A 24,856-nucleotide genomic window follows, 5' to 3' on the forward strand; every position below is an offset into this window, starting at 1 on the left:
GATTGGCCATCGTCTGCGACAATGGGTCTTCCGCGGGACTCGGCGATCGAGAGAGTCTCCTCCTCTCTCCGACGCGACATCGTTCCATGAAAGACCCGCAACTCATCCCCCTGATGCAGGAGATGGCCGAAATGACGCGGCCCGAGTGCGGACGCTGCCGCGTCCCCTGGGCCTGCTGCCACTGGGAATACTGCGAGACGGCCCGGCACTACGCCAAGGAGGAATGGGGCGTCGACCTGGTCGACACGGGGCATGCGACGCTCCCCTTTCTGGGCGAGCATGGTTGCGTCGTCCCGCCCCATCTTCGTCCGCTCTGCACGCTCTACACGTGCCAGATCTACGGTATTGAGACCCCGGGCGTGAAATCAAGCGGCGACCCTGCCTGGGACAAGGCGTACCACGCCCTCCGTAATCGAATCGACGATATCGAGTTTCCGCACGAAGCGAAGACGCGAGACTAGGACCTGTGCGCGAGCGTCAACTTCGTAACTTACGCTCGGCCGAACAACGGTTGTGCGACTTTACTGGGCCGTGAACGCAATGGACGAATCGGACATCGAAATTATCGAAGCCGTCAACAGCGGCTTGTACGGACGTATCTATCGAGCACGTCAGAAGTCGGTAGACCGGATTGTCGCCGTCAAGATTATCAAACCGGACTGGCCGCGAGCCGCGGACGCCGTTGCTCATGCCAAAGCACTTGCTCGCGTAGCGGGGCATCCCAATATCGTGACGATCCATCTCGTCACGACCGTGTCCATAAAAGATGTCGGTGACAATCTTTCAGCAGCAGTGATGGAGTGGCTCGAAGGTGAGACGCTAGGCGCACGTATAGGCGGCGATCGGTTTAGCGAGCAAGAGGCGAGGCGGATCTGTGCCGGTGTTCTTGACGGACTCGAACACATGCACAAGAGAGGTCTAGCACATGGGGATCTACACGCCGGTAATATTATTCTCTTGTCGGATTGCACTCCGAAAATCATCGATATCGATGCAAACAAGGACGTCACCCTTGCGCGGCTCTCGACGATTTCGCGCGACGGCGCCATTAACAGCGACATCGACTTCTGTCGACGCGTGGCGGTTCTGGTGATGGGTCGCGCCGGACTGTCGGGCGTCCGGCTGAATTCAATGGACGCTTCGCTCCAAAACGCTGCTTCGCTCTCCGAAGTGCGGGAAATCGTCAGTGCCGCGTTGAATAGCCAATCGCCGCCACCTCTCGTCTCGTCGGCTGCTCGCCACGCTGACGTAGTGACTCCAGAGGCGATCGCTCAGGAAGTCCAGGACTACCTAGAGCAGTCGCGACCGGCGAGCTTGCGAAGTTTAGTCATGCGTCAGCTTCGCGGTGTTTGTGACGAGCTCCGCAGTGATCGCTTTCGCGTCCAAGGTCAGTTTACGGACGACGACTTCTTGAAGAGGGTGGCAGACTATGAAGAGACGATGACGCCAATCCTGCCTATGCTGTCTGTCTTGGGATTCTGGGGCACCGAGCAACAGCAGCAATTAATAAAAGAATGTATCGAGGGAATCTCGAACGTCTACGAGGAAGAAAAGAGCTGGAGCGGGAACAAGCTCTTCATCGACTTGCGTAACTATCCAAGCCTTCTCGCAATCTACTCGGTGGGAATCGCGGCATTTCACAACGCCGGATTCGTCACGCTGAGCACGCTTCTAAGGGATTGCGAGCGTACGGAAATGAATAATGCCTCGAGGCTCGCCAGCCATGTATATCGCTGGAAATCAAACAGCAGACAGGCCTGGAACAAATATGTAGTCGGTGGTGCAAGCGAGCGCTACACGCCTGTTTCTGATCGCGTGCTCGACGTCCTGACATCAAAGTTGACGGGGATTACACTGCTGCGGACTAGCTTTCAGAAGGAATTCGATCGCTTTGAATACTTCACTGGTCTTGTCGAAAGTTTTGGAGACGGTCGGCGAGAACGGGATCGAGCGTGGGGACCGGTAGGATCATTCATCTGGAGAGATCGCCAAGTCTCTGACGAAGAAGGCATTGGGAAGACTTTCCTTCGGTCGTTATCGCCTCACGTGATGGCGTCACTGACCGGCGCCGGTTTGTTCAATGGCCGAGACAGCGAGTTGCAACGGGCGGTCGAAGATTACGAACACTTCCTGGACTTAGTTCGGACTCAGTGGCACGTGTGGTAATCGGGCACCTGACCTCATCGCCGAAGAGTGCGCTGTCCTCAACAACCGCATGTACTCAGGCCGAAAGCAGTCCCGCGGCCTTTGAGTCGGTGTGCGATCGATAGATCAAGGGTAAAATCTCCGCTCTCGTCCGTTCCGACTGACAATCGGACCGGAGCGGGCGAAGCCTCGATTCGATGACGATCTCGCTCGGCGAAAGGACGCTGGCCTTGCGGAAGCCCCGACTGCTCAAGCCCCGCCGCGAACAGATTCCGGCCGGCGCCTGTCTGTGCGATTTCTGCACGGCCAAGTGCTGCCGGTACTTCGCGCTGCCGATCGATACGCCGGAGGAGCGGGGCGATTTCGACTATCTCCGCTGGTACCTGCTGCATGGCGAGACGACGCTCTTCGTCGACGACGGCGTCTGGTACCTGATGGTCCACACGGCCTGCAAGAAATTGCAATCCGACGGTCGCTGCGGCGTCTACGAGACGCGTCCGCAGATCTGCCGGGCGTACGCGACCGACGACTGCGAGTACGAAGACGACTGGACGTACGAGCAATACTTCGAGACCGCGGAGCAACTGGACGAGTTCGTCGACGCCCGCTTCTCGCTCGCCAGTTCCAACGCCATCCGCAGTCCGCGCCCGGTCGCGTTTCCGATTCTGAACTGACGCGAACGTTCGCAGCGCCGACGCGACGCGTACGCAAGAAGCGATGACGCGGACGGCTGACGCCCTCCGCTCGCCTGGAACTTCGAAGTTCGCAGAACCTACGACGGTTTTCTCCGCATGCTGATCGAACCGAGAACGCTCAAGGGCTTTCGCGACTTCCTGCCGGAGCAGATGATCCCGCGCGAGCGAATCATCGAAACGGCGAAGCGGGTCTATCGCTCGTTCGGCTTCGCCCCGATCGACACGCCGGCGCTGGAGTATCTGGAGATCCTGCAGGGCAAGGGGGGCGACGAATCCGATCGCCTGATGTACCGCTTTCAGGATCACGGCGGTCGCGACGTCGGCATGCGGTTCGACCTGACCGTACCCCTCGCGCGGTTCGCGGCCCAGCACATCGACGCGCTCGGGACGCCCTTCAAGCGCTACCACATGGCGACGGTCTGGAGGGGAGAAAACACCCACCGCGGACGTTATCGCGAGTTCATGCAGTGCGACTTCGACACGATCGGCACGAAAAGCGTCGCCGCCGACGCGGAGACCGTCGTCGTCATTCACGAACTGCTGCGTGCGATCGGCCTCGAACGATTCACGATCCGCATCAACCACCGCGGAGCCCTGAACGGCGTGCTGGCGAAGTTGGGCGTCGCCGACCGCGCGGCTGACGTCCTTCGCTGCATCGACAAGCTCGACAAGATGACCGTCGACGCCGTCGCGAACGAGCTTCAGGACAAGGTCGGCCTGTCGGGCGAGGACGCCGCGCGCGTCCTGCGGTTCTGCCTGCTGGAGAAGGCGGAACGCCTCGACGTCGAAAGTCGCCTGATGCTGGTCGCCAAAGAAGTCGCCGGCAGCGAAGTCGGCGAGGCGGGCGTCGCCAATCTGGAAGAGATCTTCAAGGTCGCACGGGCCGCCGGCGTCGCGCCGGAGCGGATGGAACTTGACGTCGCGATCGCCCGGGGACTCGACTACTACACCGGCGTGATCTTCGAAACTCGGCTCGACGACCTGCCGGCGATCGGCAGCATCTGCTCGGGCGGGCGCTACGACAATCTCGCCGAGCTCTACACCAAGCAGCAACTTCCCGGCATCGGCGCGTCGCTCGGTCTCGACCGACTGCTCGCGGCGCTGGAGGAACTCAAGCTCCTGGAGAAGGTCCAGACCACGGCGCCCGTGCTGATTACGCAGTTCGACGCCAGCCGGCTTTGCGATTACTTCGCGATGGCGACTGCCCTGCGGCATCACGGGGTCGGGTGCGAGGTCTATCCCGAGGCGAAAAAGGTCGGTCAGCAATTGAAATACGCCGACCGGAAGGGCTTCCGCTTGGCGCTGATCGCGGGCGGCAACGAATTCGCCGAAGGCGTCTGCCAAATCAAGGATCTGCTGACGGGCCAACAGGACAATGTCGCGTTCGGCGAGAATTACTCCGGCCTCGTCTCCGCGATCCTGACGGCGCTGCGGGAGACGTACGTCGCGTGATTTCTGTAGGGCAGGCGCCCTACAGGAACTTGCGAAATCATTGACCGATCGCAACCTCGCCGTCGGATGCTGCATCCAACGTAAAGCGCCGCAAGAGCCCCGGTAGGGGTACGCGGACGTAAGGAGGTTCTTCCATGGCTTTTCGCTTCGACAAACTGACGGAAAAGGCGCAGGCCGCCGTCGCGTCGGCACAGTCCGCCGCCCAGGACGCGGGCAATCCGCAGATCACGTCCGCTCACCTGCTGCTCGCCCTGCTCTCCGATTCGGAGGGCATCGCCCGGGCGATTCTCGACAAGCTGAACGTTCCCGCCGACAAGCTCAGGGCGCTGCTTGAAGGGGAGCTCGCGCGCCTGCCTAAGGCGTCCGGCGGGATCGGGTCGTCAGGCACGGCGCCGCAGCCCGACCGCGAGACGATGCAGATTCTCGAGCAGTCGGCCAAGGAGCTAGAACGCTTCAAGGACGAGTTCGTTTCGACGGAGCATCTGCTGCTCGCGCTCACCAAGATCGAGTCGCCCGCGAAACGCCTACTGGAAATGCACGGCGTCCGCGAGAATGACGTGCTCCAGACGCTGAAGACCATCCGCGGGAGTTCGCGTGTGACCGACCAGACCCCCGAAAACAAGCTTCAGGCGCTCGAGAAATTCGGCGTCGATCTGGTCGCCAAGGCCGAGAAGAAGAAGCTCGACCCGGTGATCGGCCGCGACGCCGAAATCCGCCGGGTCGTACAGGTGCTCTCGCGCAGGACCAAGAACAACCCCGTCCTCATCGGCGAACCGGGCGTCGGGAAGACGGCCATCGTCGAAGGGCTCGCCCAGCGGATCGTCCAGGGCGACGTGCCGCAGTCGCTGAAGAACAAGAAGGTGATCGCCCTCGACATGGGCGCCCTCATCGCCGGGACGAAGTTCCGCGGCGAGTTCGAGGAGCGCCTGAAGGCCGTGCTGCGCGAAGTGGAAGAGTCGAACGGCGGCATCATCCTGTTCATCGACGAGCTCCACACCGTCGTCGGCGCCGGCAAGACCGAGGGGAGCAGCGACGCGGCCCAGCTTCTCAAGCCCGCGCTCGCGCGTGGCGAGCTGCGCTGCATCGGGGCGACGACGCTCGACGAGTATCGCCAGCACATCGAGAAGGACGCCGCGCTCGAACGCCGCTTCCAGCCCGTCTTCGTCGGGGAACCGTCGGTCGAGGACACCGTCTCGATCCTCCGCGGGCTGAAGCCTCGCTACGAGGCCCACCACGGCGTGAAGATCAAGGATTCGGCGCTCGTCGCCGCCGCCGAGCTGTCGCATCGCTACATCGCCGACCGCTTCCTGCCCGACAAGGCGATCGACCTCGTCGACGAAGCGGCCAGCAAGATCGCGATGGAACGGGACAGCGTGCCCGAGGAAATCGACAAGGTTCAGCGGCGCCTGACGCAGCTTGAACTGGCCGCGCGGCAGCTGCGCGACGAGACGGAAGAGTCCGCCGTCGAGCGCCTGGAAGAAGTCCAGGACGAGATGGAGAAGCTCGAACGCGAGCTGGCTTCGCTGCGCGAGCAGTGGGATGCCGAGAAACTCGGCATGACCGACGTGCAGTCGCTGCGCAAAGACCTCGAAGCGGTCGTCGCCGACTACGAACGGCAGTACGACAAGATCCGCGAACGGGCTGCCTCGGGCGAGCGCGTCACGGAGTCGGAATACAGCCAGCTCTACGAACTCCAGCGGCAGCGCGAGGAAATCGAACAACGGATCGCTTCGTTCGAGAAGTCTTCCGAAGAGAAGGCTTCGCAGGACGGCGAGAAGAAGCGCCTGCTGTCCGAAGAAGTGACCGAGGACGAGATCGCCGAGGTCGTCAGCGCTTGGACCGGCATCCCGGTCTCGCGGATGCTCGAAACCGAACGGGCGAAGCTGCTCGTCATGGAGGAACGCCTGCACCAGCGTGTCGTCGGTCAGGACGAAGCGGTCGCCGCCGTCTCGAACGCGGTCCGTCGCAGTCGCAGCGGCCTGCAGGATCCGCACCGCCCGATGGGGTCGTTCCTGTTTCTGGGACCGACCGGCGTGGGCAAGACGGAGCTCTGCAAGGCGCTGGCCGAGGTCCTGTTCGACGACGATCAGGCGATGGTCCGCATCGACATGAGCGAGTACATGGAGCGCCACTCGGTCAGCCGGCTGATCGGCGCCCCGCCCGGCTACGTCGGGTACGAAGAAGGGGGTCGCCTGACCGAAGCGGTCCGTCGGCGCCCCTACTGCGTGATTCTGCTCGACGAGATGGAGAAGGCCCACCAGGATGTCTTCAACATCCTGCTGCAGGTTCTCGATGACGGTCGACTGACCGACAGTCAGGGCCGAACGGTCGACTTCTCCAACACGCTGGTCGTGATGACCAGCAACGTGGGAAGCCAGGCCATCCAGCAGGTGACCGAAGAGGGGGGCAGCGACGAAGAGATCCGGCAGGCTCTCCAGACGGCGCTCCGCGCACGGTTCCTGCCGGAGTTCCTGAACCGCATCGACGAGACGATCGTCTTCAAGCCTTTGAAGCGCGATCAGATCCGGCGGATCGTCGACCTGCAGATCGACAATCTGGCGAAGCGACTTCGAACCCAGGGCATCGACCTCATCGTGACGCCTGCCGCTCGCGACGCGATCGGACGCGAAGGGTACGACCCGACCTACGGCGCCCGGCCCCTCCGCCGGTCGATCCAGCAGCGGCTCGAAAACCCGCTCGCGACCGAACTCCTGCGTCAGCAGATGGACGCCGGCACGCGGCTGATCGTCGATCACGACGAGAGCGGGTTCACGTTCGAGCGGGAATCGGAAGTGTCGAGCGTACCGACGTGATCCGTAGCGAGGACGACAGCGAAATCCGCGAGTCGAATCCCTACGCCTCGTTCGGAAACGAACGAGGCAAGATCGATAGCGTCGGATCGCGTCCAGGAAGGGTCTTCGCCCCGCTCCTGATCAGCGCCGGATGGGGAGCGGCGTCGTTCGTCGCAATGTACCTGGCGTACCTCGGCGTCTTCATGGCGGTCGGAGCGCCATGGACCGAGGAAACGCCATGGATGGCAGGGGTGGCGGCGAGCGCTGTCGGAATCGCGTCGGCTCAGGCTGGCGTGCTGCGCGCGTGTTCGAACGGCGGCATCCGATGGATACGCTGCTGGATCGTCTCGGGCGTTTCGGTCCCTGTCGCGGCGTTCGCCGGAGCGTTTCTATCGAGGTCTCTGGTTCCGCCGCGAATGCGCTATGAACCTCCTGACCCGGCCGCGTGGAACACGTTCGTCATCGGAACGCTCGCGACGCAGTTGCTGCTCGGCGGCGCTCTCGCGTTCGCGTTCTGGCTCTACGTCCAGAGTCGGAAGCCCGCCGATGATACGGTACCGCTCGAATAGCGAATCCGTCCCGCGGAGGTACGGCGATTCCTGCGTCAGCGCGTCGGACCAGGAACTGCCGGCTCCCGGGGGTCGGTCGGAGCGCCGGGCGTCGCGGACGACGCGAGCAGAGCTCGGAGCTTTACGACCAGTTGCAGCGCGTTCTCGACGTCTTCGTCGGTCGGAAACGCTCGGCGCAGTTCGAGCGGAATGCGAACGACGTAGCGCGCCGTCGCCGGGTCGACGTGATGCTTGCCTCGTACGCCCGTCCCGAGAACGGCGTCGTCGTATTCGGGACGAAGATCGTCTTCGAGCGGTTCATTCATTTTCGTAGCGTCGTCTTTCACGGGGCGTCATCCGCCGCGCGCTGATGATCCGAATCGTTTCAGTTCGATGCACGTACGAGACGATCAGGTAGGCGCCCTGCGTCGAAGTTCCGAGTCGCAGAAAACGATCTTCGTCGCGCGAATGGTCCGGATCGTCGAACGTCACGGAAAGCGGATCGAAGAAGACGGTCGACGCTTCGTCGAACGTGACTCCATGCTTGGACGCGTTCGACGCCGCCTTACGTTCGTCCCACTCGAAATCCACTCGACGGTCTCCGCGCCGAAGCTTGTCGCTTCGTTCATTCTAACGCGGAGTGAATCGGATCTCGTCGATTTTCGTCGTCGTCAATAACGAGGGCGTTCCAGCAGCGAATCCGTCCCGCGAAAGAACGTCGATTCCTGCGACGCGACGGGCGATTCGAACTGCATTTCGGACTGCCGCTCCGCCGGCGGTTCGAGCGAGGCGTAAATCGCCGGCTTGCGCAGGGTGACGGTTTCCTGCGACTCGAACGAAACCGTTCCGAAGCGGGGGGCGTCGATCGACTTGACGTCGGCGCCGGAAAACAGCGTCATGGCCCAGATGAGTCCGCCCAGGCCCAGGCCCTCGGCAACGAGCGCTCGAAAGAGTCGAAGCATGCCTGCATTCCTCCTTGGCGGCACGTGATCGATCGGTATCGGAGGATCGAAGGTTCAGGCCTCCCCTGCTCTTCTCTACGCGGCTGTTCCCCGGTTGGATCGCGCGACGTCTTTTTCTGAGCGGGGGACGAAAGTCCCCCGGAGGTTCGGCGCGTTCGTTCGATTGACGCTCGGGGGACTCTCGCCCCCCGCTCAGGTGGGAGAACGACATCTACCGGGGCGCTCTCCCGGCAGCGCCGATAGAATCAGCGTTTCGCCGCTTTCGCCGCCGCCTGACCTGCTCATGTCCGATAAGCCTTCGCGAGGGGAAATCGCGCTCGAATACTTCGAGGCGCTCCCCTACGAGCCCTACCCCGTTCAGGAACGGGCGCTCCTCGAATGGTTCTCCGACAAGAACCAGGGCGTGCTCGTCACCGCGCCGACCGGCACGGGCAAGACCCTCATCGCCGAGGGGGCGATCTACGAGGCCCTTCGCCGCGGAACGAAGGCCTATTACACCACGCCGCTGATCGCGCTTACCGATCAGAAGTTCCGCGAACTGCGCGAGGCCGCCGTCCGCTGGGGCTTCTCCGAGGACAAGATCGGCCTGGTCACCGGCAACCGACGGATCAATCCCGACGCGCCGGTCCTGGTCGTCGTCGCGGAGATCCTGTTCAACCGCCTGTTGCATACCGAGGCCTTCGACTTCGCCGACGTCTCGTCCGTCGTGATGGACGAGTTCCACAGCTTCAACGATCTCGAACGGGGCATCGTCTGGGAACTGTCGCTGGGGCTGTTGCCCGCGCATGTGAGGACCATGCTGCTGTCGGCGACCGTCGGGAACAGCGCCGAGTTCGCCTACTGGCTCGACGCCCGGCAGGGTCGCAAGCTGACGCTGGTCGAGAGTACGGAGCGTCGCGTGCCGCTGACCTTCAAGTGGGTCGGCGACATGTACCTGTTCGAGTTGCTGGAGGAGATGGCGACCGGCGATGCCGCACTGCGGAAGACGCCCGCGCTGGTCTTCTGCTTCAACCGCGACATCTGCTGGAACGTCGCCGAACAGATGAAGGGGAAGGCCCTCCTCGCCCCCGGTCAGCAGGACCGCCTGATCGACGCCATCGAATCGCACGACTGGTCGCAGGGCGCCGGCCCCAAGATCAAGCAGATCCTCCTGCGCGGCGTCGGCATCCACCACGCCGGCGTGCTGCCGAAGTATCGCCTGATCGTGGAGGAACTGTTCCAGCAGAAGCTCCTCTCGGTCTGCATCTGTACGGAAACGCTGGCCGCGGGGATCAACCTGCCGGCGCGCAGCGTCGTGCTGCCGACGATCCTGCATGGACCGCCCGCGAAGAAGCGCCTGATCGAGCCGAGCCAGGCCCACCAGATGTTCGGCCGCGCGGGCAGACCGCAGTTCGACAAGGAAGGCTTCGTCTACGCGCTGGCCCACGAGGACGACGTCAAGATCCTCCGCTGGAGGGTGCAGTACGACCAGATCCCGGAGGATACCAAGGATCCCGGCCTGCTGAAGGCGAAGAAGGCGCTGAAGAAGAAGATGCCCAAGCGGCGCGAGGGCGAGGCGTACTGGAACGAGGACCAGTTCGCGAAGCTGGTCGCCGCGCCGGCCGCGTCGCTGGAGAGCAAGGGGCCGCTTCCCTGGAGGATGCTGGCGTACATGCTCGACGCGTCGCCCGAGCTCGACCGGATTCGCGAGTTCGTCTCGAAGCGCCTTCAACCCACGGGCAAGATCGAGCAGGGGCTCAAGGCGTTGCAGCGGATGCTGATGACGCTCTACCGCGCGGGTTACGTGACGCTGGAACCGCGACCTCCGCTGAAGGAGACGGCGGACGACGGAGAGAACGGCGAAGAGAACGCGCAGAAGAAGTCTGCCGAAGAAGCGGCGCCCGTTCTGACGTTCGGCAGCGCGAAGCAGCCGGCCTTTCTACCGCCAGCCGCGAAGGCCGCCGCGGAAAAGGCGAAGCAGAAGGAGGCCGCCGAACCCGCCTACAAGCCCGAGCGGGCGATCCCAACGGAGACGCTGTACGAGCTGTCGCGGCTGCGGGGCGTGAACCCGCTGTACGGTCGCTTCGTCATTCATCAGCTGGGGGGCGCCGACCGGGTCGAGCGGATTCAGGCACTCGAAAGCGTCCTTGAAATGCCGGGCAGCGTGGCGAAGTACGTCCGCGTTCCCTGGCCCGACGACATGCCGCCCGGGCCGCTGGCGACGAACCGGCTCGACCTGCTGCTACTGGATTACGGGATCGTCTCCGCCGAGCGGCTGGGGATGATGAACGCCGACAAGAAGGAAGAGGACCGCCGACCCGCCCCGGGCGAGGAACGCGTCTTCCCGCTCACCCTGGGCGAGAAGCTGCTGCTGTTGTTTCGGTACGAGTTCCCCGGCGTCGACGTCGCGGTCACGCCGGTCTGGTGCGCAGGCGAGTGCCTGGAGTTCAACGACTTCAACCGCTACATCGTCGCGAAGGGACTTCAGAAGCAGGAAGGCGTCATCTTCCGGCACCTGTTGCGTATGATCCTGATGTGCGACGAGTTCACGCAGATCGTTCCGCCCGAGGTCGCGGAGAACGAGTGGTACAGAGAACTCGACGAGATCGCCGATCGCCTGACCGTCATCTGCAACGCCGTCGATTCGACCAGCACGCAGGAGACGCTCGCCCAGATCGAGATGCGCCGGCAGGACGCGGCAGCGAAAGCGAAGTGAACCTTCTGTAGGTCAGGCATTGCCTGACGACGACACGCGGTCGGGCGGCGCTTTCTTGCCCTTCTGCGACCGAGATGTTGACCGCAACGAAGTAGCCGTCAGGCAATGCCTGACCTACGAAAGAAGCTGCTCGAAACCATGTCCCCCGTCACCTACGACTACGACGTTCTCGTCATCGGCGCCGGTCATGCCGGTACGGAAGCCGCGTCGGCGGCGGCACGCGCGGGCGCGAACGTGGCGCTGCTGACGGGCAATCTTGACACCGTCGGGCAGATGAGCTGCAACCCGGCGATCGGCGGCGTCGCGAAGGGGCATCTGGTTCGGGAGATCGACGCGCTCGGCGGCATCATGGGCCAGGCCATCGACGCGACCGGCATCCAGTTCCGGATGCTGAACCTGCGGAAGGGCCCGGCCATGCACAGTCCGCGCGCCCAAGCGGACAAGAAGCGCTACCAGTTCTGGGTCAAGCACTACCTCGAAGATCACGAGAACGTCACGCTGCGGCAGGAGACAGTCGAAGCTCTCGTGTGGGAAGGCGAGGGGGAAGAAAGACAGATCATCGGCGTGCGAGTTCGGGGCGACGCCGTCTATCGCGCGCCGCGGGTGGTGCTGACGACGGGGACGTTCCTCGCCGCGATCATGCATACGGGCGAGGCGAAGACCCCCGGCGGACGTGCGGGTGAAGGGACCACGACCGGCATCAGCGCGTCGCTGAAGGAACTCGGCTTCCGCGTCGATCGCTTCAAGACCGGGACTCCGCCGCGATTGAACGGGCGAACGATCGACTGGTCGCAAACCGCGATCCAGCCGGGCGACGACGTGCCGCAGCCCTTTTCGTTCCTGCACGACTCGCTCGACGTGGAACAGGTCCCCTGCTGGATCGCCCACACCAACGAGCAGGTCCACGATCTGATCCGCGCGAACCTCCACCGGGCGCCGATGTACTCGGGCCAGATCCAGTCGAGCGGGCCGCGGTACTGCCCCAGCATCGAGGACAAGGTGGTTCGCTTCGCGGAGAAGACCAGCCACCAGCTCTTCCTGGAACCGGAAGGTCGCGAGACGCGAGAGGTCTACGTCAACGGCGTCTCCACCAGCCTGCCCCGCGACGTGCAGGACGCCATGTTCAAGCTCATCCCCGGGCTGGAGCGGGCGTCGATCCTGCGGTACGGCTATGCGGTGGAATACGACTTCTGCCCGCCCGATCAGCTTCGCCCCACGCTCGAAACGAAGTCCGTTCACGGGCTCTACTTCGCCGGTCAGATCAACGGCACGACCGGCTACGAAGAGGCGGCGGGTCAGGGCCTGGTCGCCGGCGCGAACGCCGCGCTCTCGCTGGCGGGCAAGCCCGACCTGGTCGTCTCGCGGGAGCAGGCCTACCTCGGCGTGCTGATCGACGACCTGACGACGTGCAGCGTCGACGAGCCCTATCGCCTCTTCACCAGCCGGGCGGAGTATCGGCTGCTGCTGCGGCAGGATAACGCCGACCGCCGACTGACGCCGATCGGTCACGCGCTCGGGCTGGTCGACCAGCCGCGCATGGACCGGACGCTCGAAAAGGAACGCCAGATCGCGGAGGCGAAGGCGATCCTCGAAAGCGTCCGCATCGGAGCGCTGACGCTCACGAAGAAGTTTCACCAGCCCGACTTCGCCTGGGCGAACGCGGTCGAACTGGCTCCCGAGCTGGCGAAGTATCCGCCCCGGGTGATCGAGCAGGTGGAGAACGACGTCCGTTACGCGCCGTACGTCGAACGCCAGACGGACGATATCGCCCGGCAGAAGCGGATGGCCGACAAGCGAATTCCGGACCGCTTCGACTATGCCCGCATCGGGCAGCTACGCGCCGAAGCCCGGGAGAAGCTGACCCGCATTCGCCCGGTCAGCCTGGCCCAGGCGAGTCGCGTCCCCGGTATCACGCCGGCGGACATCGCCCTGCTCGCGATTCATCTCGAAGGACGCGGAAGCTGAAGAGGCAGCAGCCTGTCGTTCAGCCGGCGCTCCGCGCTGAGGCGGGTCGATCTTCCGCCTTGAGCGCGATGCCGGACTGCCGTTCGCGATCGAGCCATTCCTGTTGAATCTCCGCCGCGCGAGCGAGATCTCCGGCCGCGCAGAGGGCCGCGGTCAGCGTCTCGACGGCGTGCAGGTCGGAAGGATTCAGCTCGTAGGCGCGCTCGGCATGCAGGCACGCCCGATCGGGATCGCGATGCGCGGGGTTGTCCGGATTCAACAGGTAGTCGGCGTACTCGAGTTGGGCGACGTCATCCTGCGGACGCGCATCGGCGACGTACGAGTAGATCGCCGCGGCCCGCTCGGGGCGTCCGATCTCGCAGTAGAGCCGGGCAAGCTTCGACAGCGATTCGGCGATCACGTCGTTGAAATCGTCCGCCTGCGGATGCGTCGCGGGATAAAGGCGCGGCCACGTCGGTTCGGACGCTTCGGCGACGCTGAGCGAAACAGGGCCAGGCGAAACAGGGCCAGGCGAAAGGAGCGCGATCGGAGCGCCCGGAAGCGCGATCGTGTCGTCGCCCGGAACGCCGTCGAACGCGCTGCGGATGATCCGCACGCCTTCCGGGAAGTAAACCGTGCCGAGCGACGCCAGCGCTGCGGCGACGACGAGAGCGCCGGCGGCGCTTCCGAGCGAGACCGACGTTCGGGAGACGCGGCGCGAAAGCTCTTCCGGATCGAGGAATCGAAGTCGCGAAAGATCGAACCAACCGGCGCCCGACCGGCTCGATGCGAGTTGCACGTTCGCCGCCGCCGCTAGCGAGAGAGTCGCGACTGCATCCGCGGAAAATTGCGGCGCCGCCTCGGTCGGCTCCTCCGTCGGGATCGCGAACCGATTCTGCCATGCTTCGCGAAGCGGAGCCATCTCGCCCGAGCGGTTCAGTCGGTCCGTCCGGTCGGCGATCCGCTGGCTGGCGGCGGCGATCGAAGGCCGATCGAACGCGAGCTTTCCGCCGCCGAAACGGGATTCCGCATAGCTGCCCGCCAGAATCGCCAGATCCGCCGCCCAAGCAGGATCCAGTTCCGCGAGCGCCGAGAGGTAGGCGTCCGCGCTGAGCGAGCGTGGCCGGACGAAGCCTTCGGCTTCGAGCGCGGCAAGGCGCTGCAGGACCATCTCCGTCGCGGTTGGCGACGCCGATTCCGTTCGGACGTTCATCGAGAAATACGACTCGTTCACGGGACGCTCCAGGGACGGCGAACCTGCACCTGACGGTTCTGCCGGCTCCTATCAATTCGCCTGATTAAAGCCGATCTTGGATCTCTTCTCCAAGGCGTTATCCGCGAGCGCCCGTTCGCCGGGACCGCGACGCGTATAATCCCCGACTTTCGTCGCTCGCCGGCTTTCCGACTCGCTCGCCTGCCGACTCCGGCACGCCGGTTTTCGTTCCCGACGCGTCTCTTCGTCTCCAGAACATTCAGCGCCGGGCTTCTGTGCCTGTCGAAAAATCGCCGATGGGCGTTCTGCATCTCGAATCGCTGCCGCCCGATACGAATCGCAAGACGATCGTGCGTCTGCTCTTACAGGTCGGAAAGGTCGCCCGGCCGCAGATCGGAACGGTCGAAATCCTGGGCCGGAGCGCGCGCATCGAGCTGCCCGACGGAACGCTCGACCGCGTCGCCGCAGCCATCGACGGCAGCAAACTGGCCGACGCGAAGCTGCGAGCCTGGGGCATTAAACGCGAATCGGTCGACGAAGTTCCGCACGGAGGTCGACGTTTTGCTGAACGGGCGGTTCGTGATCACTTCGCCCGGCTGTCGCGCCTGCTCGATCTGGAAGGCGAAGCGGAGACGGCGCAGGTCCTCGCCCGCCGCACGGCCATGACCCGGGAAGATGCGGAGAAGACCGGTGCCTCGCTGGTCGGACTGCGATCGCTCGACGCGCAGATCGGGCTAGGTCAGCGCCTGCTCGTGATGCTCGCCAAGGGAGGCGCCAAGAACGCCTTCGTCGAGATTCCCAAGCTCCCTTGGAATCGCTTTTCCATCGGGTCTCCCGCGATCCTGTCGGCAGACGGACCCGACGATGGACGCGGCTGGCGCTGCGTCGTCAGCGCCCGCGACGAGAAGAGCGTGCAGGTCGCTCTGGACGAATACGAAGACGTCGACCTGTCGAAGGGTCGCTGGCGCATCGATCTGGCGGGCGACGAAACGGCGCGCCGGCGACAGCAGGTCGGTATGCGCACGATCGTCGAAGCGCAGGGGACGCGCGTCGCCGAACTCCGCGACCTGATGATCGTGGGGGGCGAGCCGCGCTTCGCCGAACCGATCGCGAACGGCTCCGCTCGCGAGAACGAACCGGTTCAACGCCCGATCCTTCCCTGGTCGAGGGAGAGCGGCGTGACCGGCGACGCGACCGCGCCCGTGCAAGTCACCGCGAGTCTGAACGAATCTCAGGAGGAGGCGATCGAGTTCGCGCTTCGCGCCCGGGACGTCGCGATCATCCATGGTCCGCCCGGCACGGGCAAAACGACGACGCTGGTCGAGCTGATCCGTCGTTCGATCGCACGAGGCGAGAAAGTTCTCGCCGTCGCGCCGAGCAACGTCGGCGCGGATAACCTGCTGGAAAAGTTGCTCGCCCGCGGGGTGCGTACGTTGCGGCTCGGCCACCCCGCGCGGGTGCTTCCGGAATTGCGCGGGGCGACGCTGGATCTCGCCATCGAGAAGCACCCGCTCATGCGCGACGCGCGGAAGTCGCTCGCCCGGGCGTCGCAACTTCGCGAGCGAGCCGGCCGCAAGGGAAACTGGGATCCGGCGTCGCGGCAGATGCGAGAAGAAGCGAAGGCGCTCTTCTATGACGCCCGGCAGTCGGAGCGCGACGCCGCGCGGCAGCTTCTTTCCGAAGCGGACGTCCTGTGCGCGACGCTGACCGGCATCGATCCCGAGATCCTGGGCGACCGGGCGTTCGATCTGGCCGTGGTCGACGAGGCCTGCCAGTCGACCGAGCCGGCGAGCTGGCTGGCGACGCTGCGGTGCAAGCGCATGGTCATGGCAGGCGATCCGTTTCAGCTTCCGCCGACCGTCCTGTCGAAGGACGCCGTGCGGGAGAACTTCCAGGTCAGCCTGTTGGAACGGCTGATGGAACGCTGGGGAACGAAAGCGGCGCGGCGCCTCGAAGTGCAGTACCGCATGCACGTCGACATCATGGACTTCTCGTCCGCGGAGTTCTACGAAGGGAGCCTGACGGCTGACCCCTCCGTCGCGTCGCATCTGCTGAGCGATCTGGAAGGCGTCATCGCCGATCCGCTGACGACGACCCCGGTCACGTTCTTCGACACTGCGGGCGCCGAGTTCCTCGAAGAGAAGGAGCCCGACGGGGAGAGCAAGCGCAATCCCCGCGAAGCCTTCGCGGCAGCCGAGATCGTCAGGCGATTGATCGAAGCGGGCGTGCCGGGCGAAGGGATCGCCGTGATCGCGCCCTACGCCGCGCAGGTCCGTCTGCTCCGCCGCTCGATTCCGTTCGAGGGGATCGAGATCGATACGGTCGACGGCTTCCAGGGTCGGGAGAAGGAGGCCGTCGTGCTGTCGCTCGTTCGGAGCAATCCGGAGGGAGAGATCGGCTTTCTCGGCGACGTCCGGCGGATGAACGTCGCGCTCACGCGAGCTCGCCGGAAGCTGATCGCGATCGGCGACAGCGCCACGCTGGGAGGCCATCCGTTCTACGCCCGCGCGCTGGCGTACTGGGAGAGCCGCGGCGCCTACCGCACGGTCTGGGACGAGGATCTCCTCGCGTATTGAACGCCGCCCGTCGGGGGTAGCGGCTCAGACCCCTGCCGGCGTTCCGAACATCTGGAACAGCAGGATCCGGACGATCATCGCCAGCACGAGCAGCAACAAGAGCCCGCCGATGACGCCGAGCGATCCAATGGCCCAGGTTCGCGCGGTACGAAGCTCGGTCGCGTAAGGCTCCTGCAGGTCTTCGCCGTACGTCAACAGGTCTTCGTTGACCATCTTGAGGGCGAACATAGAAATCGCGAAGGCGACGACCGACAGGAACGACCAGGCGCCGTTCATGATGAACGCCATCGCGACGGCGATGACGCCGACGCCGCCCCCTGCCGAAGCCACGGCCTGAATCAGCCGCGGGCGAAAGCCCTCGGGCGGTCCCTTGTGCAGGTCGACTCTCGCCTTCGCGGCCGGCGACTGGGCCTGCTCCTTGACCATGGGCTCGTCGGGCGACAATCCCATGCGGATGCGGTCGCGCTGCGAAAACTCGGAGTCCATCGTTCGACCCTCATCCGAGCTAAGTGACTGTCCGGAAATCGGCATCCTGCCTCTATCCGGACGCATCGACTTCACGATCTTCGATCTGCGAAGTCGTGACGACCCTCCATGGTCGTGTTCGAGGCTATCCGGAAAGCCTCGAAGATCTCGCGAAAGCGAAGTCAGTTCATCTCTTCGAGGATGGCCTGAAGAGCGGGGAGCCCGATCTGGAGTCCGCCGCAAAGGAACGCGAGCACGAAGGCGATCGCTCCTACGATGATACCTGCCAGGCCGAGACTCTTCGCCGTTTTCAGCTTGCTGAGCAGGACCGGATGGAGCTGGTGCGAAAACTGCGCCAAGTCGTGCTGAGCCATGTAAAACGCCGGGATCGCCAGGGCGAGCCCGATGATCCCGGGAATGCCGCACGTGCAGATGCCGGTCACCGCGCCGAGCACGGAGAGCACGAGCCCCGCGATCGCCAGGCCGTTGATCGTGTCGCCGCGCCAGCCGGGCGGCGGAACCATCGGTTGAAACGGCGACTCGACGTAGGTCGGCTTCTCGATCGTCGGAGGAACGTCGGCGAAGGGATTCGCTCCCCCCTGCCACGGCGTCGACGAGGGCTTCGGAGGATCCGCTTCCGGTTGATTCGGTTCGCTCATGAGGGCAGCAGGAAGGTGACGAGCCGTCGACGGCGCTTGCGAAAATAGGGCGAAGTCCTCGAAGCGGACCGGCGTTCGTTCAGGCGCCGTCCGTCAAACCGCAGTGTCGCAGAATCTGCGCGGCGTCGGCGCGATAGCTCGTATAGAAGGGGCCGAACTCCGCAAACTTCGCGCTCCCTTCGTCGAACCGCATCGCGTAGACGATCTCCTTCAGGAACTGCGGATTGCGGGCCCAGAGCGTGACGCCCCATTCCCAGTCGTCGAGCCCGATGGAGACGGTGATGAGCTGCATCACCTTGCCCGCGAACGCGCGACCCGACAGGGCGTGCTGCGCCATCATGCGATTGCGTTCGGAGTGGGGCGTCGTGAACCAGTTCGCCTGCGGGTGGCGAATCTTGTTCATCGGATAGAAGCAGCTCGCCGGCCACTCCGGAAAGTCGGGCGTCAGGCGCTGGCGGTTCATCATCGGCAGCCGGTCGGCGTACCCCTTCAGCTTCGCCTCGTAAGCGGGCGAGCCGGGGGCGTCTCCCTCCTGCGCCAGCTTCTCCCCGAACTGCTCGACGGTCGGCACGTACTCCGAGACCTCCGACACGGACACGAAGGAATATGTCGGCGTCAGCGCATGACCCAGCGGCGAGGCGAGCAGCCGTTGATGCACTCCGTCCAGCTTCAGCGGATCGGGGTCCATCATCATCAGCGAAAAATCGGCCTTATGCCCGGCGACGATGCCGAGTTGCAGACGCTCCGGCCATGAGCCCTGCTCCGCGTCGAAGATTTCCAGGAAGGCGTTCGTCGCCGCCTGACGTTCGCCCGGCGCCATCCGATGCAGGGTCGCGCGGTCGAAGGCGTAATAGAAATGATTGCAGTGCCAGCCCTGTTCGGGCGTGAGCGAAGCTTCTGGGGCGGAGGCCGTCGCGGCGGCAGGGTGAGCCATGAGGAGCGTTCTTTCGGCGAGGAAGGACCGGAGGAGCCGGCCGTCGATTCGCCTCATTATGGCCGTTCCGTCCCGGCTGTCAGCGGCGCCGGGCGATCTGACCGAACGACCGCGAACGCTGCGGACCAGGACTTTCTCCGGGACCCATCGGACGGGCGAGCGTTAATCCTTGACGCGTTTGCCGCCTATTCCCGACAGGTCGGGAGCGCCGGCTGATCGGAAGGTTTCGCGCCTGCGGCCGGCGACTGGTCGAAGAGAAGATAACGGCGGCTCGGGGCAGCGCCGGCGCTACTCGACGGAAGGGACGGGAACGAACGATGAAAAGTTTCTGGCGACTGGCGACGATCGTCGCTGCCCTGCATGCGTCCGTTTCGATCGCATCGGCCCAGGTTCCGCCCGGATATCGTTGGGACGCCCCGCCCGTTCCGCCGCCGTCGATGATGCACGCGAGGCCGACGACCCCGCCTCCGCGACAGACGCCGAGCGATCCGCCCCCCGTGCCGCGGGTCGAGTCGTCACGGCGCGACGCGGCGACGCGGCAGATCGATCGCCAGGCGCTCGTTCCGGCGAGCCCGACGCCCCCGGTCTCGGCGAACGTCGGCTCCGACGCTCCCGTCGCATCGCGACCGGGCGTTCCTGCTGGCCCTGATGTGCGCGTCGCCGAACGTCCCGCCGCCGTCGTACCGGTCGAACCGCGACGTCTCGACGCGAAGGCCTCTGCCGGGCTTCCGATCCTGGCGGTCGATGCCGTCGGCGACAGCGAAGCCGCGATCGGCCAGCGGACGACCTTTCGCATCGCCGTGCGTAACCTGGGGCAGAGCGTCGCACGGGACGTGACGGTCGACGTCGACGTTCCCGTGGGAATCGAAGTCGTCGCGACGCGTCCGGAACGTCGCACTTCGGGGGAAGGACGTCAATTCTTCGAAGCCGGATCGATCCCTGCCGGCGGCGAAACGGTCATCGAAATCGAGGCCATTCCCCAGCGGGCGGGCGCGTTCGACTTTCAACCCCGCGTGCGTTTCGCAGGGGGAACGAACGCGGCGAACGTCGCGGCGGCGCCCCTTCCCGCGGCCCTGACTCTCGAAGTTTACGCGCCCGATACCGCGGCGACCGGCGACCGCGTGACCTGCCGCATCGTCGTCCGAAATGCGGGCGGCACGCCGGCGCACGACGTCATGCTGCTCGCCGAATTCCCCTCGACGTTCGAGGCGGACGACCAGGGGAGAGGCGATCGAAAGTTGGGCGCGATCCCGCCGGGCGAGTCGCGCGAAGCGACGTTCACCGTCACCCCGCGAGATGCGGGCTCGATGCCCGTGACGTTTCGCACCGTCGCGGCGGACGACGTCGCTGCGGAGATCTCGGGAGAGATGAAGATCCTGCGCCGCGATCTGGAACTGGAGGTCGAAGGCCCCTCGGTCATGCACAGCGGGCATACGGGCGTCTATCGCGTCTCCGTCTCGAACGCGGGCGAGACGACGCTGCGGCAGGTCGTCGTGCGTTGCCAGATTCCGGAAGGCCTGGACATCCGCACGCTCGATCGCGCGGCCCGGTACGAGCCGCACGAACGCATCCTGACGCTGACGGTCCCGGAGATCGCGGTCGGAAAGACCGAGGTCCTGCAATTCGTCGCGGCGGCGGGTTCGGTCGGGGCGCAGTCGCTCGCGGCCTCGGCCCAGGCGGAGAGCCTGTCGGCGACGTCCGTCGTGCATGAGACCGAAATCGCCGCCTATGCGGACCTCGGGATGACCCTCGTCAACGAAGCCGGCGCCGTTTCGCTCGGCGAAGCGATGACGATCGCGGTCAAGCTTTCCAACCGCGGGAACGACGACGCGCGGAACGTGAAGATCCGCGTCCTGTTGCCGGAAGAGATCGACGCGGTCAGTTCCGCGGGCGAAACGTCGCAGGAAGTTCTGGTGCCCGCGTTCGACCTGGCAGCGGGCGAACAGCGAACCGTCCTCTTCACCGTTCAGGGCAAGACCGCGGGCGATCACCTGATCCAGGTGATCCTCAACAGCGAGACGCTCGACCGGGGCCTGCTGCAGGAGGCGAACGTTCACTTCTACGAAGCGCCTCGCAAGCGAGTCGCCTCTCGCCCCTGAAGGGGGCCGAGTGGCGCTAGCATGTGAGCAGCTAGCGCCGCACGGATAAGCGAGCCGAATCGAAGGCGAGGTCTGCGGACCTCGCCTCTTTTCGTTTCCTCGCGTCCCGCCGACGGGCGCCTCATCCGGCGGAAGCGGAAACGTGTCGGCATTTCAGGCGAAAGAATTCTGCGGCTAGGGCGTGCGCCGGCAGCAATCTCGCATTCCATGGCTCTTCTTGCATCGCTATTATCCGCGCAACGCTAAAGATCCTCGCAGTCGCTACCGATGTTCTGAAGAGATCGCACGAGATCCTCGTTCGGAAGCGACCGGCTTCTGAATAGATAACGGGCGACGGTTCAAGGAGTGAACCGTCCCGGCATCGCAGCGCGCACGGAAGCGAAGCTCCATGGCCGCCACGTCGAACCGAAATACGTCCGCGACAAAGCCGGCCGCCACGGCGACAGGCGGAACCGGCGCAAGCTTGACTCCGATCTGGATCCGCTTGCCGCGCCTCGGCGACGTCGATCTCGCGGACGATGAATCGCTCGACGGCGACGAAACGACTCGCTCGACGACGAAAAACCGCTCCGCCGGAACTGCCGATTCGTCCCGCGCGTCGGACAGCCGTCGCGAGCGTGGCGATTCGACCTCGAAAGGTTCTCGTACCGCGGCTCCGGAACTGGCCGAAGAAGACGAGTCGCTCGAAGAAGCGCCCGCCTATCTTCGCGAGATCGCCGAACGGCAACGGGCCGCAGCGTTCGAGTCGGACGAAGAACTCGAAGAAGACGCTCCGACGACGCGCTCGTCCAAAGAAAAGCGTCGAGGCGCCAGGCCCGAAGCGAAGTCCTCCGGAAACGCGAAGTCCTCCGGCAGCTTCGTCACCCACATCTTCCGGGCTCCCTACAACGTGCTGGCCGGCGTCGCGCTGGTCGCCGCCTTCGTGGGGCTCTATGCCTGCTTCAATCCTGGGTCGGATGCCGCCGACGACGTTCCCGATCTCGGCGCCGAGCCGTCGCTGACGCTCGACATGGGCGACCTGTCGTCGCCCTCCGAGCCGTACGTCTCCGCTCCGGAAGCCGTCGATCCGGCGACGCTTTACCCGGAACCGTCGCTCCCCAGCGACGGCGGATTCCAGCCTGCTTACGAAACTCCGTCGGTCTCGGGCATTGCCTCCGCCGACTACGGCTCGACCGCCGCGGCGATGCCGAACGACCCTGCAATGTCGCCCGCGCTCGGCGCCGCTGCTTCCGGAACGCCTGCGATCAACGCCTCCTCGTCCGCCAGCGTAAGCGTCGATCCGGCGCTTTCGGGGCTGCCGGTGGAGACCTATCCCGAAACCGATCCGGCGAAGTATCGCTATCCCGCTGACGCGAACTTCGACCTCCCGTCCAGCGCGATACGGACCGCCGAAGGCGCCTCCGCCGCTCCCCGCGCTGCCAGTCTGGGCGACACGCTCGAAAAGACCCCCGTTAGGTGATCAGGATGACTGCATTCGATCGAGCGCTGCGCAAGGCTTACCGCAGTCCGTCGGCGACGACGCAAGGCGGAGCTAATGCCACGTCCTCCGCTGCGGCGCAAGACGCCGAACGGGAATTCGCCTCCGGCGCCTGGTATCGCCTGGAAGGAGCGGCCGCCGTCGAAGAGCGCCCGGCGCCTTCGCTGCGACGCCGCGCCGTTTCCGCGAGACGACGCTCCTCCGTCGCCGAGCCGGTCGCTCCCACGACGTCGGACCTGCCGAACTCGGCCGCCTGGCGGACGCTCGAACGTCGCTCGCACGAGTTGCAGGGCGCGTACGACGAACTCTCGCGGCTGGAACAGCGCATCGCCGAGCGCGAGTCGGCGCTCGACGTCGCCGAAGCCGACCTGAATGCCACCTTCGCGCGTTATCAGGAGCGCGAAGAAGCCCTCGCGCAGCGCGAACGGCTGCTTCGCGATCGGGAAGGCTTTCTCTCCGCGAAGGAAGAAGAGCTCGCCCGGAGCTCGCATGAAGTCGCCGAACGGGCGTCGAAGCTGGAACGCGAGCGGACCGAACTGCAGACGCTGCAGACCGATCTGAAGCGACGGTCGGATGCGATCCGCGACGCTCAGGCGTCGATCGAAAGCGAACGCCTGTCGCTGAAGGCCCGTCAGGACGCGATCGCCGCCCAGCAGGCGACGCTCGAATCGCAGCGCGCCGAGCTCTCGCGCCAGAAGTCCGCCTTCGCCGAGCACGAACGCTCGATGGCGGATCATCAGCGCGGCCTGAACGACAGCCGCCTGCAGGTCGAACGCCAGCGTGCCGAACTGGCTTCGCAGAAGGAACTGCTCGATCGCCAGCAGGCCGAACTCGCGGCGAGCGTTCGCTCGTGGGAAGAGTCCGCGACCGAACGGAAGGATCGCGAGAAGCAGATCGTCGAGAAGGAGAACGGTCTCAAGACGCAGAAGGACGATCTCGCCGCGCAGCAGAGCCGCCTGAAGCAGCGCGAGGCCGAGCTCCGCCTGCGGCAGTCGGCGCTCTCCGATCGCGAAGCCGAACTGAAGTCCCAGGAAGCCCGGCTCCGGCTGCACCTCGAATCGTACAAGGATCACGAAGTCGCCTTCCGCGAAATGCGGGAACGCTTCGAAGAACAACAGGATCAACTCGTCGCACGGACCGAGGAACTGGCTCGGCGACAGGAACAGCTCGACCTCGAAACGGCGACGGTCGCGGCATCGACGCCGCACGCCGCCGCGACCGTCGATCCGCGAACCGCGCCCTCCCGCGGACCGGTCTTCGACGCCGGATCGGATATCGTCGAGAAGCTGCGAGCGACGGAGAGCCTCCGCGCTGCCGCGGCCCCGATCGCGCCGCCGCAGAAGCCTGCGGTCGGAACGTCTTATCGCATCGACGCGCCGTCGGCGAAGACGCTCCCCGGCCCGCATCTCGCCGCCAATGCAGATCCCTCGTTCGGCTCCGGCGGCGGAGCGGCGACGTACGACGGGCCTTCGACGTTCGCGTCGTCCCGTTCTTCGTTCGAGACCGAACTGCACGGAAGCCCGATCGCGCCGGCTCATGAGAGCCCGGTCGACGAGACGTTCCGTCCGATGTGGGAAGTCGACGAGTTCGACTGGCCGCCGATCTGCCGCGCCCTGATGCAAACGGAAGCCGATCAGTTCGCCGCGCTCGGTCAGGCGATCGTCGACTGCGCTCGCCAGGGCAAGAAGCTGTGGGGCGTGACCAGCCTCGTCGGCGGCGCGGGCAAGACGACGCTCTCGCTCTGCCTGGCCGCCTGGCTCGGACAGCAGCAGCACGACGTCCTGCTGATCGACGGCAACTTCACCCAGCCCGAGATCGCCGAACGCCTCGGGATCTCCGGTCAGACCTGCTGGCGCAAGACGGTCGACGGGACGCTCCCTTGGGGCGAAGTGACTGTCGCGTCGGTCAAGGATCATCTGGCGGTCGCCCCGCTCGCGCAGGAAGGGGGCGGTCCCGAAGTGACGCTCCTCGATCCGCGCGTGCAGCAAGTCCTGCAGGGCATCGCCGGCTCGTACGACGTCGTGCTGATCGATCTGCCCACCATGCCGACGCAGTCGCTGCGGCACCGCAAACTTCCCTTCGAGGCCTGCCTGATCGTCACGCAGGGGGACAAGACCCCCCGCGACGCGCTGCTGCGGGCCGCCGATCAACTGCGCAAGGCCGGCATCGACCCGGTCGCCGTCGCAGAGAACGGCTGAGC

19 protein-coding genes are annotated in these 24,856 nt (G+C 65.1%); 12 read left to right on the forward strand and 7 right to left on the reverse strand.

What is annotated here, in order from left to right:
• Nucleotides 1-86 precede the first annotated feature (86 nt).
• The 6 genes from SH602x_RS07140 to SH602x_RS07165 all read left to right on the forward strand — a co-directional run bounded on the left by SH602x_RS07140 (nt 87) and on the right by SH602x_RS07165 (nt 7,653).
• Nucleotides 87-461: a hypothetical protein gene (locus tag SH602x_RS07140; protein ID WP_479476128.1), complete on the forward strand. Its 375-nt coding sequence runs from the start codon at nt 87-89 to the stop codon at nt 459-461.
• Nucleotides 462-540: 79 nt separating this feature from the next.
• Nucleotides 541-2,166, forward strand: a complete 1,626-nt coding sequence (locus tag SH602x_RS07145) for a serine/threonine protein kinase (RefSeq protein ID WP_479476129.1) — start codon at nt 541-543, stop codon at nt 2,164-2,166.
• Between the two features lie 176 nt (nt 2,167-2,342).
• Nucleotides 2,343-2,819 (forward strand): YkgJ family cysteine cluster protein, encoded by a 477-nt coding sequence (locus SH602x_RS07150; RefSeq protein ID WP_479476130.1) that lies wholly within the window; start codon nt 2,343-2,345, stop codon nt 2,817-2,819.
• A 120-nt stretch (nt 2,820-2,939) separates the two neighbouring features.
• Entirely contained in the window at nt 2,940-4,292 is a 1,353-nt protein-coding gene (hisS, locus tag SH602x_RS07155) for a histidine--tRNA ligase (protein WP_479477098.1), read from the forward strand.
• A 134-nt stretch (nt 4,293-4,426) separates the two neighbouring features.
• On the forward strand, nt 4,427-7,105 hold the full coding sequence (clpB, locus tag SH602x_RS07160) for an ATP-dependent chaperone ClpB (RefSeq protein ID WP_479476131.1): 2,679 nt from the start codon (nt 4,427-4,429) through the stop codon (nt 7,103-7,105).
• On the forward strand, nt 7,102-7,653 hold the full coding sequence (locus tag SH602x_RS07165) for a hypothetical protein (protein WP_479476132.1): 552 nt from the start codon (nt 7,102-7,104) through the stop codon (nt 7,651-7,653). Before clpB ends, SH602x_RS07165 begins: the two co-directional genes overlap by 4 nt.
• A 35-nt stretch (nt 7,654-7,688) precedes the next feature.
• Here the strand turns inward: SH602x_RS07165 and SH602x_RS07170 are convergent, their stop codons facing one another.
• The 3 genes from SH602x_RS07170 to SH602x_RS07180 all read right to left on the reverse strand — a co-directional run bounded on the left by SH602x_RS07170 (nt 7,689) and on the right by SH602x_RS07180 (nt 8,594).
• Nucleotides 7,689-7,958 carry a hypothetical protein gene (locus SH602x_RS07170; protein ID WP_479476133.1) on the reverse strand — a complete coding sequence of 90 codons (270 nt, stop codon included), beginning with the start codon at nt 7,956-7,958 and terminating at the stop codon, nt 7,689-7,691.
• Entirely contained in the window at nt 7,951-8,223 is a 273-nt protein-coding gene (locus SH602x_RS07175; protein WP_479476134.1) for a BrnT family toxin, read from the reverse strand. The genes SH602x_RS07170 and SH602x_RS07175 overlap by 8 nt, the downstream gene beginning before the upstream one ends.
• 80 nt (nt 8,224-8,303) lie before the next feature.
• Nucleotides 8,304-8,594, reverse strand: coding sequence for a hypothetical protein (locus tag SH602x_RS07180; protein WP_479476135.1), 291 nt, complete (start codon nt 8,592-8,594; stop codon nt 8,304-8,306).
• 283 nt (nt 8,595-8,877) lie between these two features.
• On the opposite strand from SH602x_RS07180, the gene SH602x_RS07185 reads away from it, so the two are divergent.
• Both SH602x_RS07185 and mnmG read left to right on the forward strand, forming a co-directional pair.
• Entirely contained in the window at nt 8,878-11,289 is a 2,412-nt protein-coding gene (locus tag SH602x_RS07185) for a DEAD/DEAH box helicase (RefSeq protein ID WP_479476136.1), read from the forward strand.
• Nucleotides 11,290-11,394: 105 nt separating this feature from the next.
• Nucleotides 11,395-13,254 carry a tRNA uridine-5-carboxymethylaminomethyl(34) synthesis enzyme MnmG gene (gene mnmG, locus SH602x_RS07190; RefSeq protein WP_479476137.1) on the forward strand — a complete coding sequence of 620 codons (1,860 nt, stop codon included), beginning with the start codon at nt 11,395-11,397 and terminating at the stop codon, nt 13,252-13,254.
• A 19-nt stretch (nt 13,255-13,273) separates the two neighbouring features.
• Here the strand turns inward: mnmG and SH602x_RS07195 are convergent, their stop codons facing one another.
• A complete protein-coding gene (locus SH602x_RS07195) occupies nt 13,274-14,446 on the reverse strand; it encodes a tetratricopeptide repeat protein (protein ID WP_479476138.1) in 1,173 nt (390 codons plus the stop codon).
• Between the two features lie 296 nt (nt 14,447-14,742).
• Between SH602x_RS07195 and SH602x_RS07200 the strand changes: the two genes are divergently transcribed.
• On the forward strand, nt 14,743-17,022 hold the full coding sequence (locus SH602x_RS07200) for an AAA domain-containing protein (protein ID WP_479476139.1): 2,280 nt from the start codon (nt 14,743-14,745) through the stop codon (nt 17,020-17,022).
• Between the two features lie 24 nt (nt 17,023-17,046).
• Here the strand turns inward: SH602x_RS07200 and SH602x_RS07205 are convergent, their stop codons facing one another.
• The 3 genes from SH602x_RS07205 to hemQ all read right to left on the reverse strand — a co-directional run bounded on the left by SH602x_RS07205 (nt 17,047) and on the right by hemQ (nt 19,080).
• Complete coding sequence (locus SH602x_RS07205) at nt 17,047-17,508, reverse strand: hypothetical protein (RefSeq protein WP_479476140.1); 462 nt, start codon at nt 17,506-17,508, stop codon at nt 17,047-17,049.
• A 161-nt stretch (nt 17,509-17,669) separates the two neighbouring features.
• On the reverse strand, nt 17,670-18,146 hold the full coding sequence (locus SH602x_RS07210) for a hypothetical protein (protein ID WP_479476141.1): 477 nt from the start codon (nt 18,144-18,146) through the stop codon (nt 17,670-17,672).
• Between the two features lie 79 nt (nt 18,147-18,225).
• A complete protein-coding gene (gene hemQ / locus SH602x_RS07215) occupies nt 18,226-19,080 on the reverse strand; it encodes a hydrogen peroxide-dependent heme synthase (protein WP_479476142.1) in 855 nt (284 codons plus the stop codon).
• A gap of 317 nt (nt 19,081-19,397) precedes the next feature.
• On the opposite strand from hemQ, the gene SH602x_RS07220 reads away from it, so the two are divergent.
• The 3 genes from SH602x_RS07220 to SH602x_RS07230 all read left to right on the forward strand — a co-directional run bounded on the left by SH602x_RS07220 (nt 19,398) and on the right by SH602x_RS07230 (nt 24,854).
• Entirely contained in the window at nt 19,398-21,179 is a 1,782-nt protein-coding gene (locus SH602x_RS07220) for an NEW3 domain-containing protein (RefSeq protein ID WP_479476143.1), read from the forward strand.
• A 463-nt stretch (nt 21,180-21,642) separates the two neighbouring features.
• Nucleotides 21,643-22,638 (forward strand): leucine-rich repeat flightless-interacting protein, encoded by a 996-nt coding sequence (locus tag SH602x_RS07225; protein ID WP_479476144.1) that lies wholly within the window; start codon nt 21,643-21,645, stop codon nt 22,636-22,638.
• A gap of 5 nt (nt 22,639-22,643) precedes the next feature.
• Nucleotides 22,644-24,854, forward strand: coding sequence for a tyrosine-protein kinase family protein (locus SH602x_RS07230; protein ID WP_479476145.1), 2,211 nt, complete (start codon nt 22,644-22,646; stop codon nt 24,852-24,854).
• The last annotated feature ends 2 nt before the right edge of the window (nt 24,855-24,856 follow it).

It is taken from the genome of Lignipirellula cremea, from assembly GCF_056501455.1.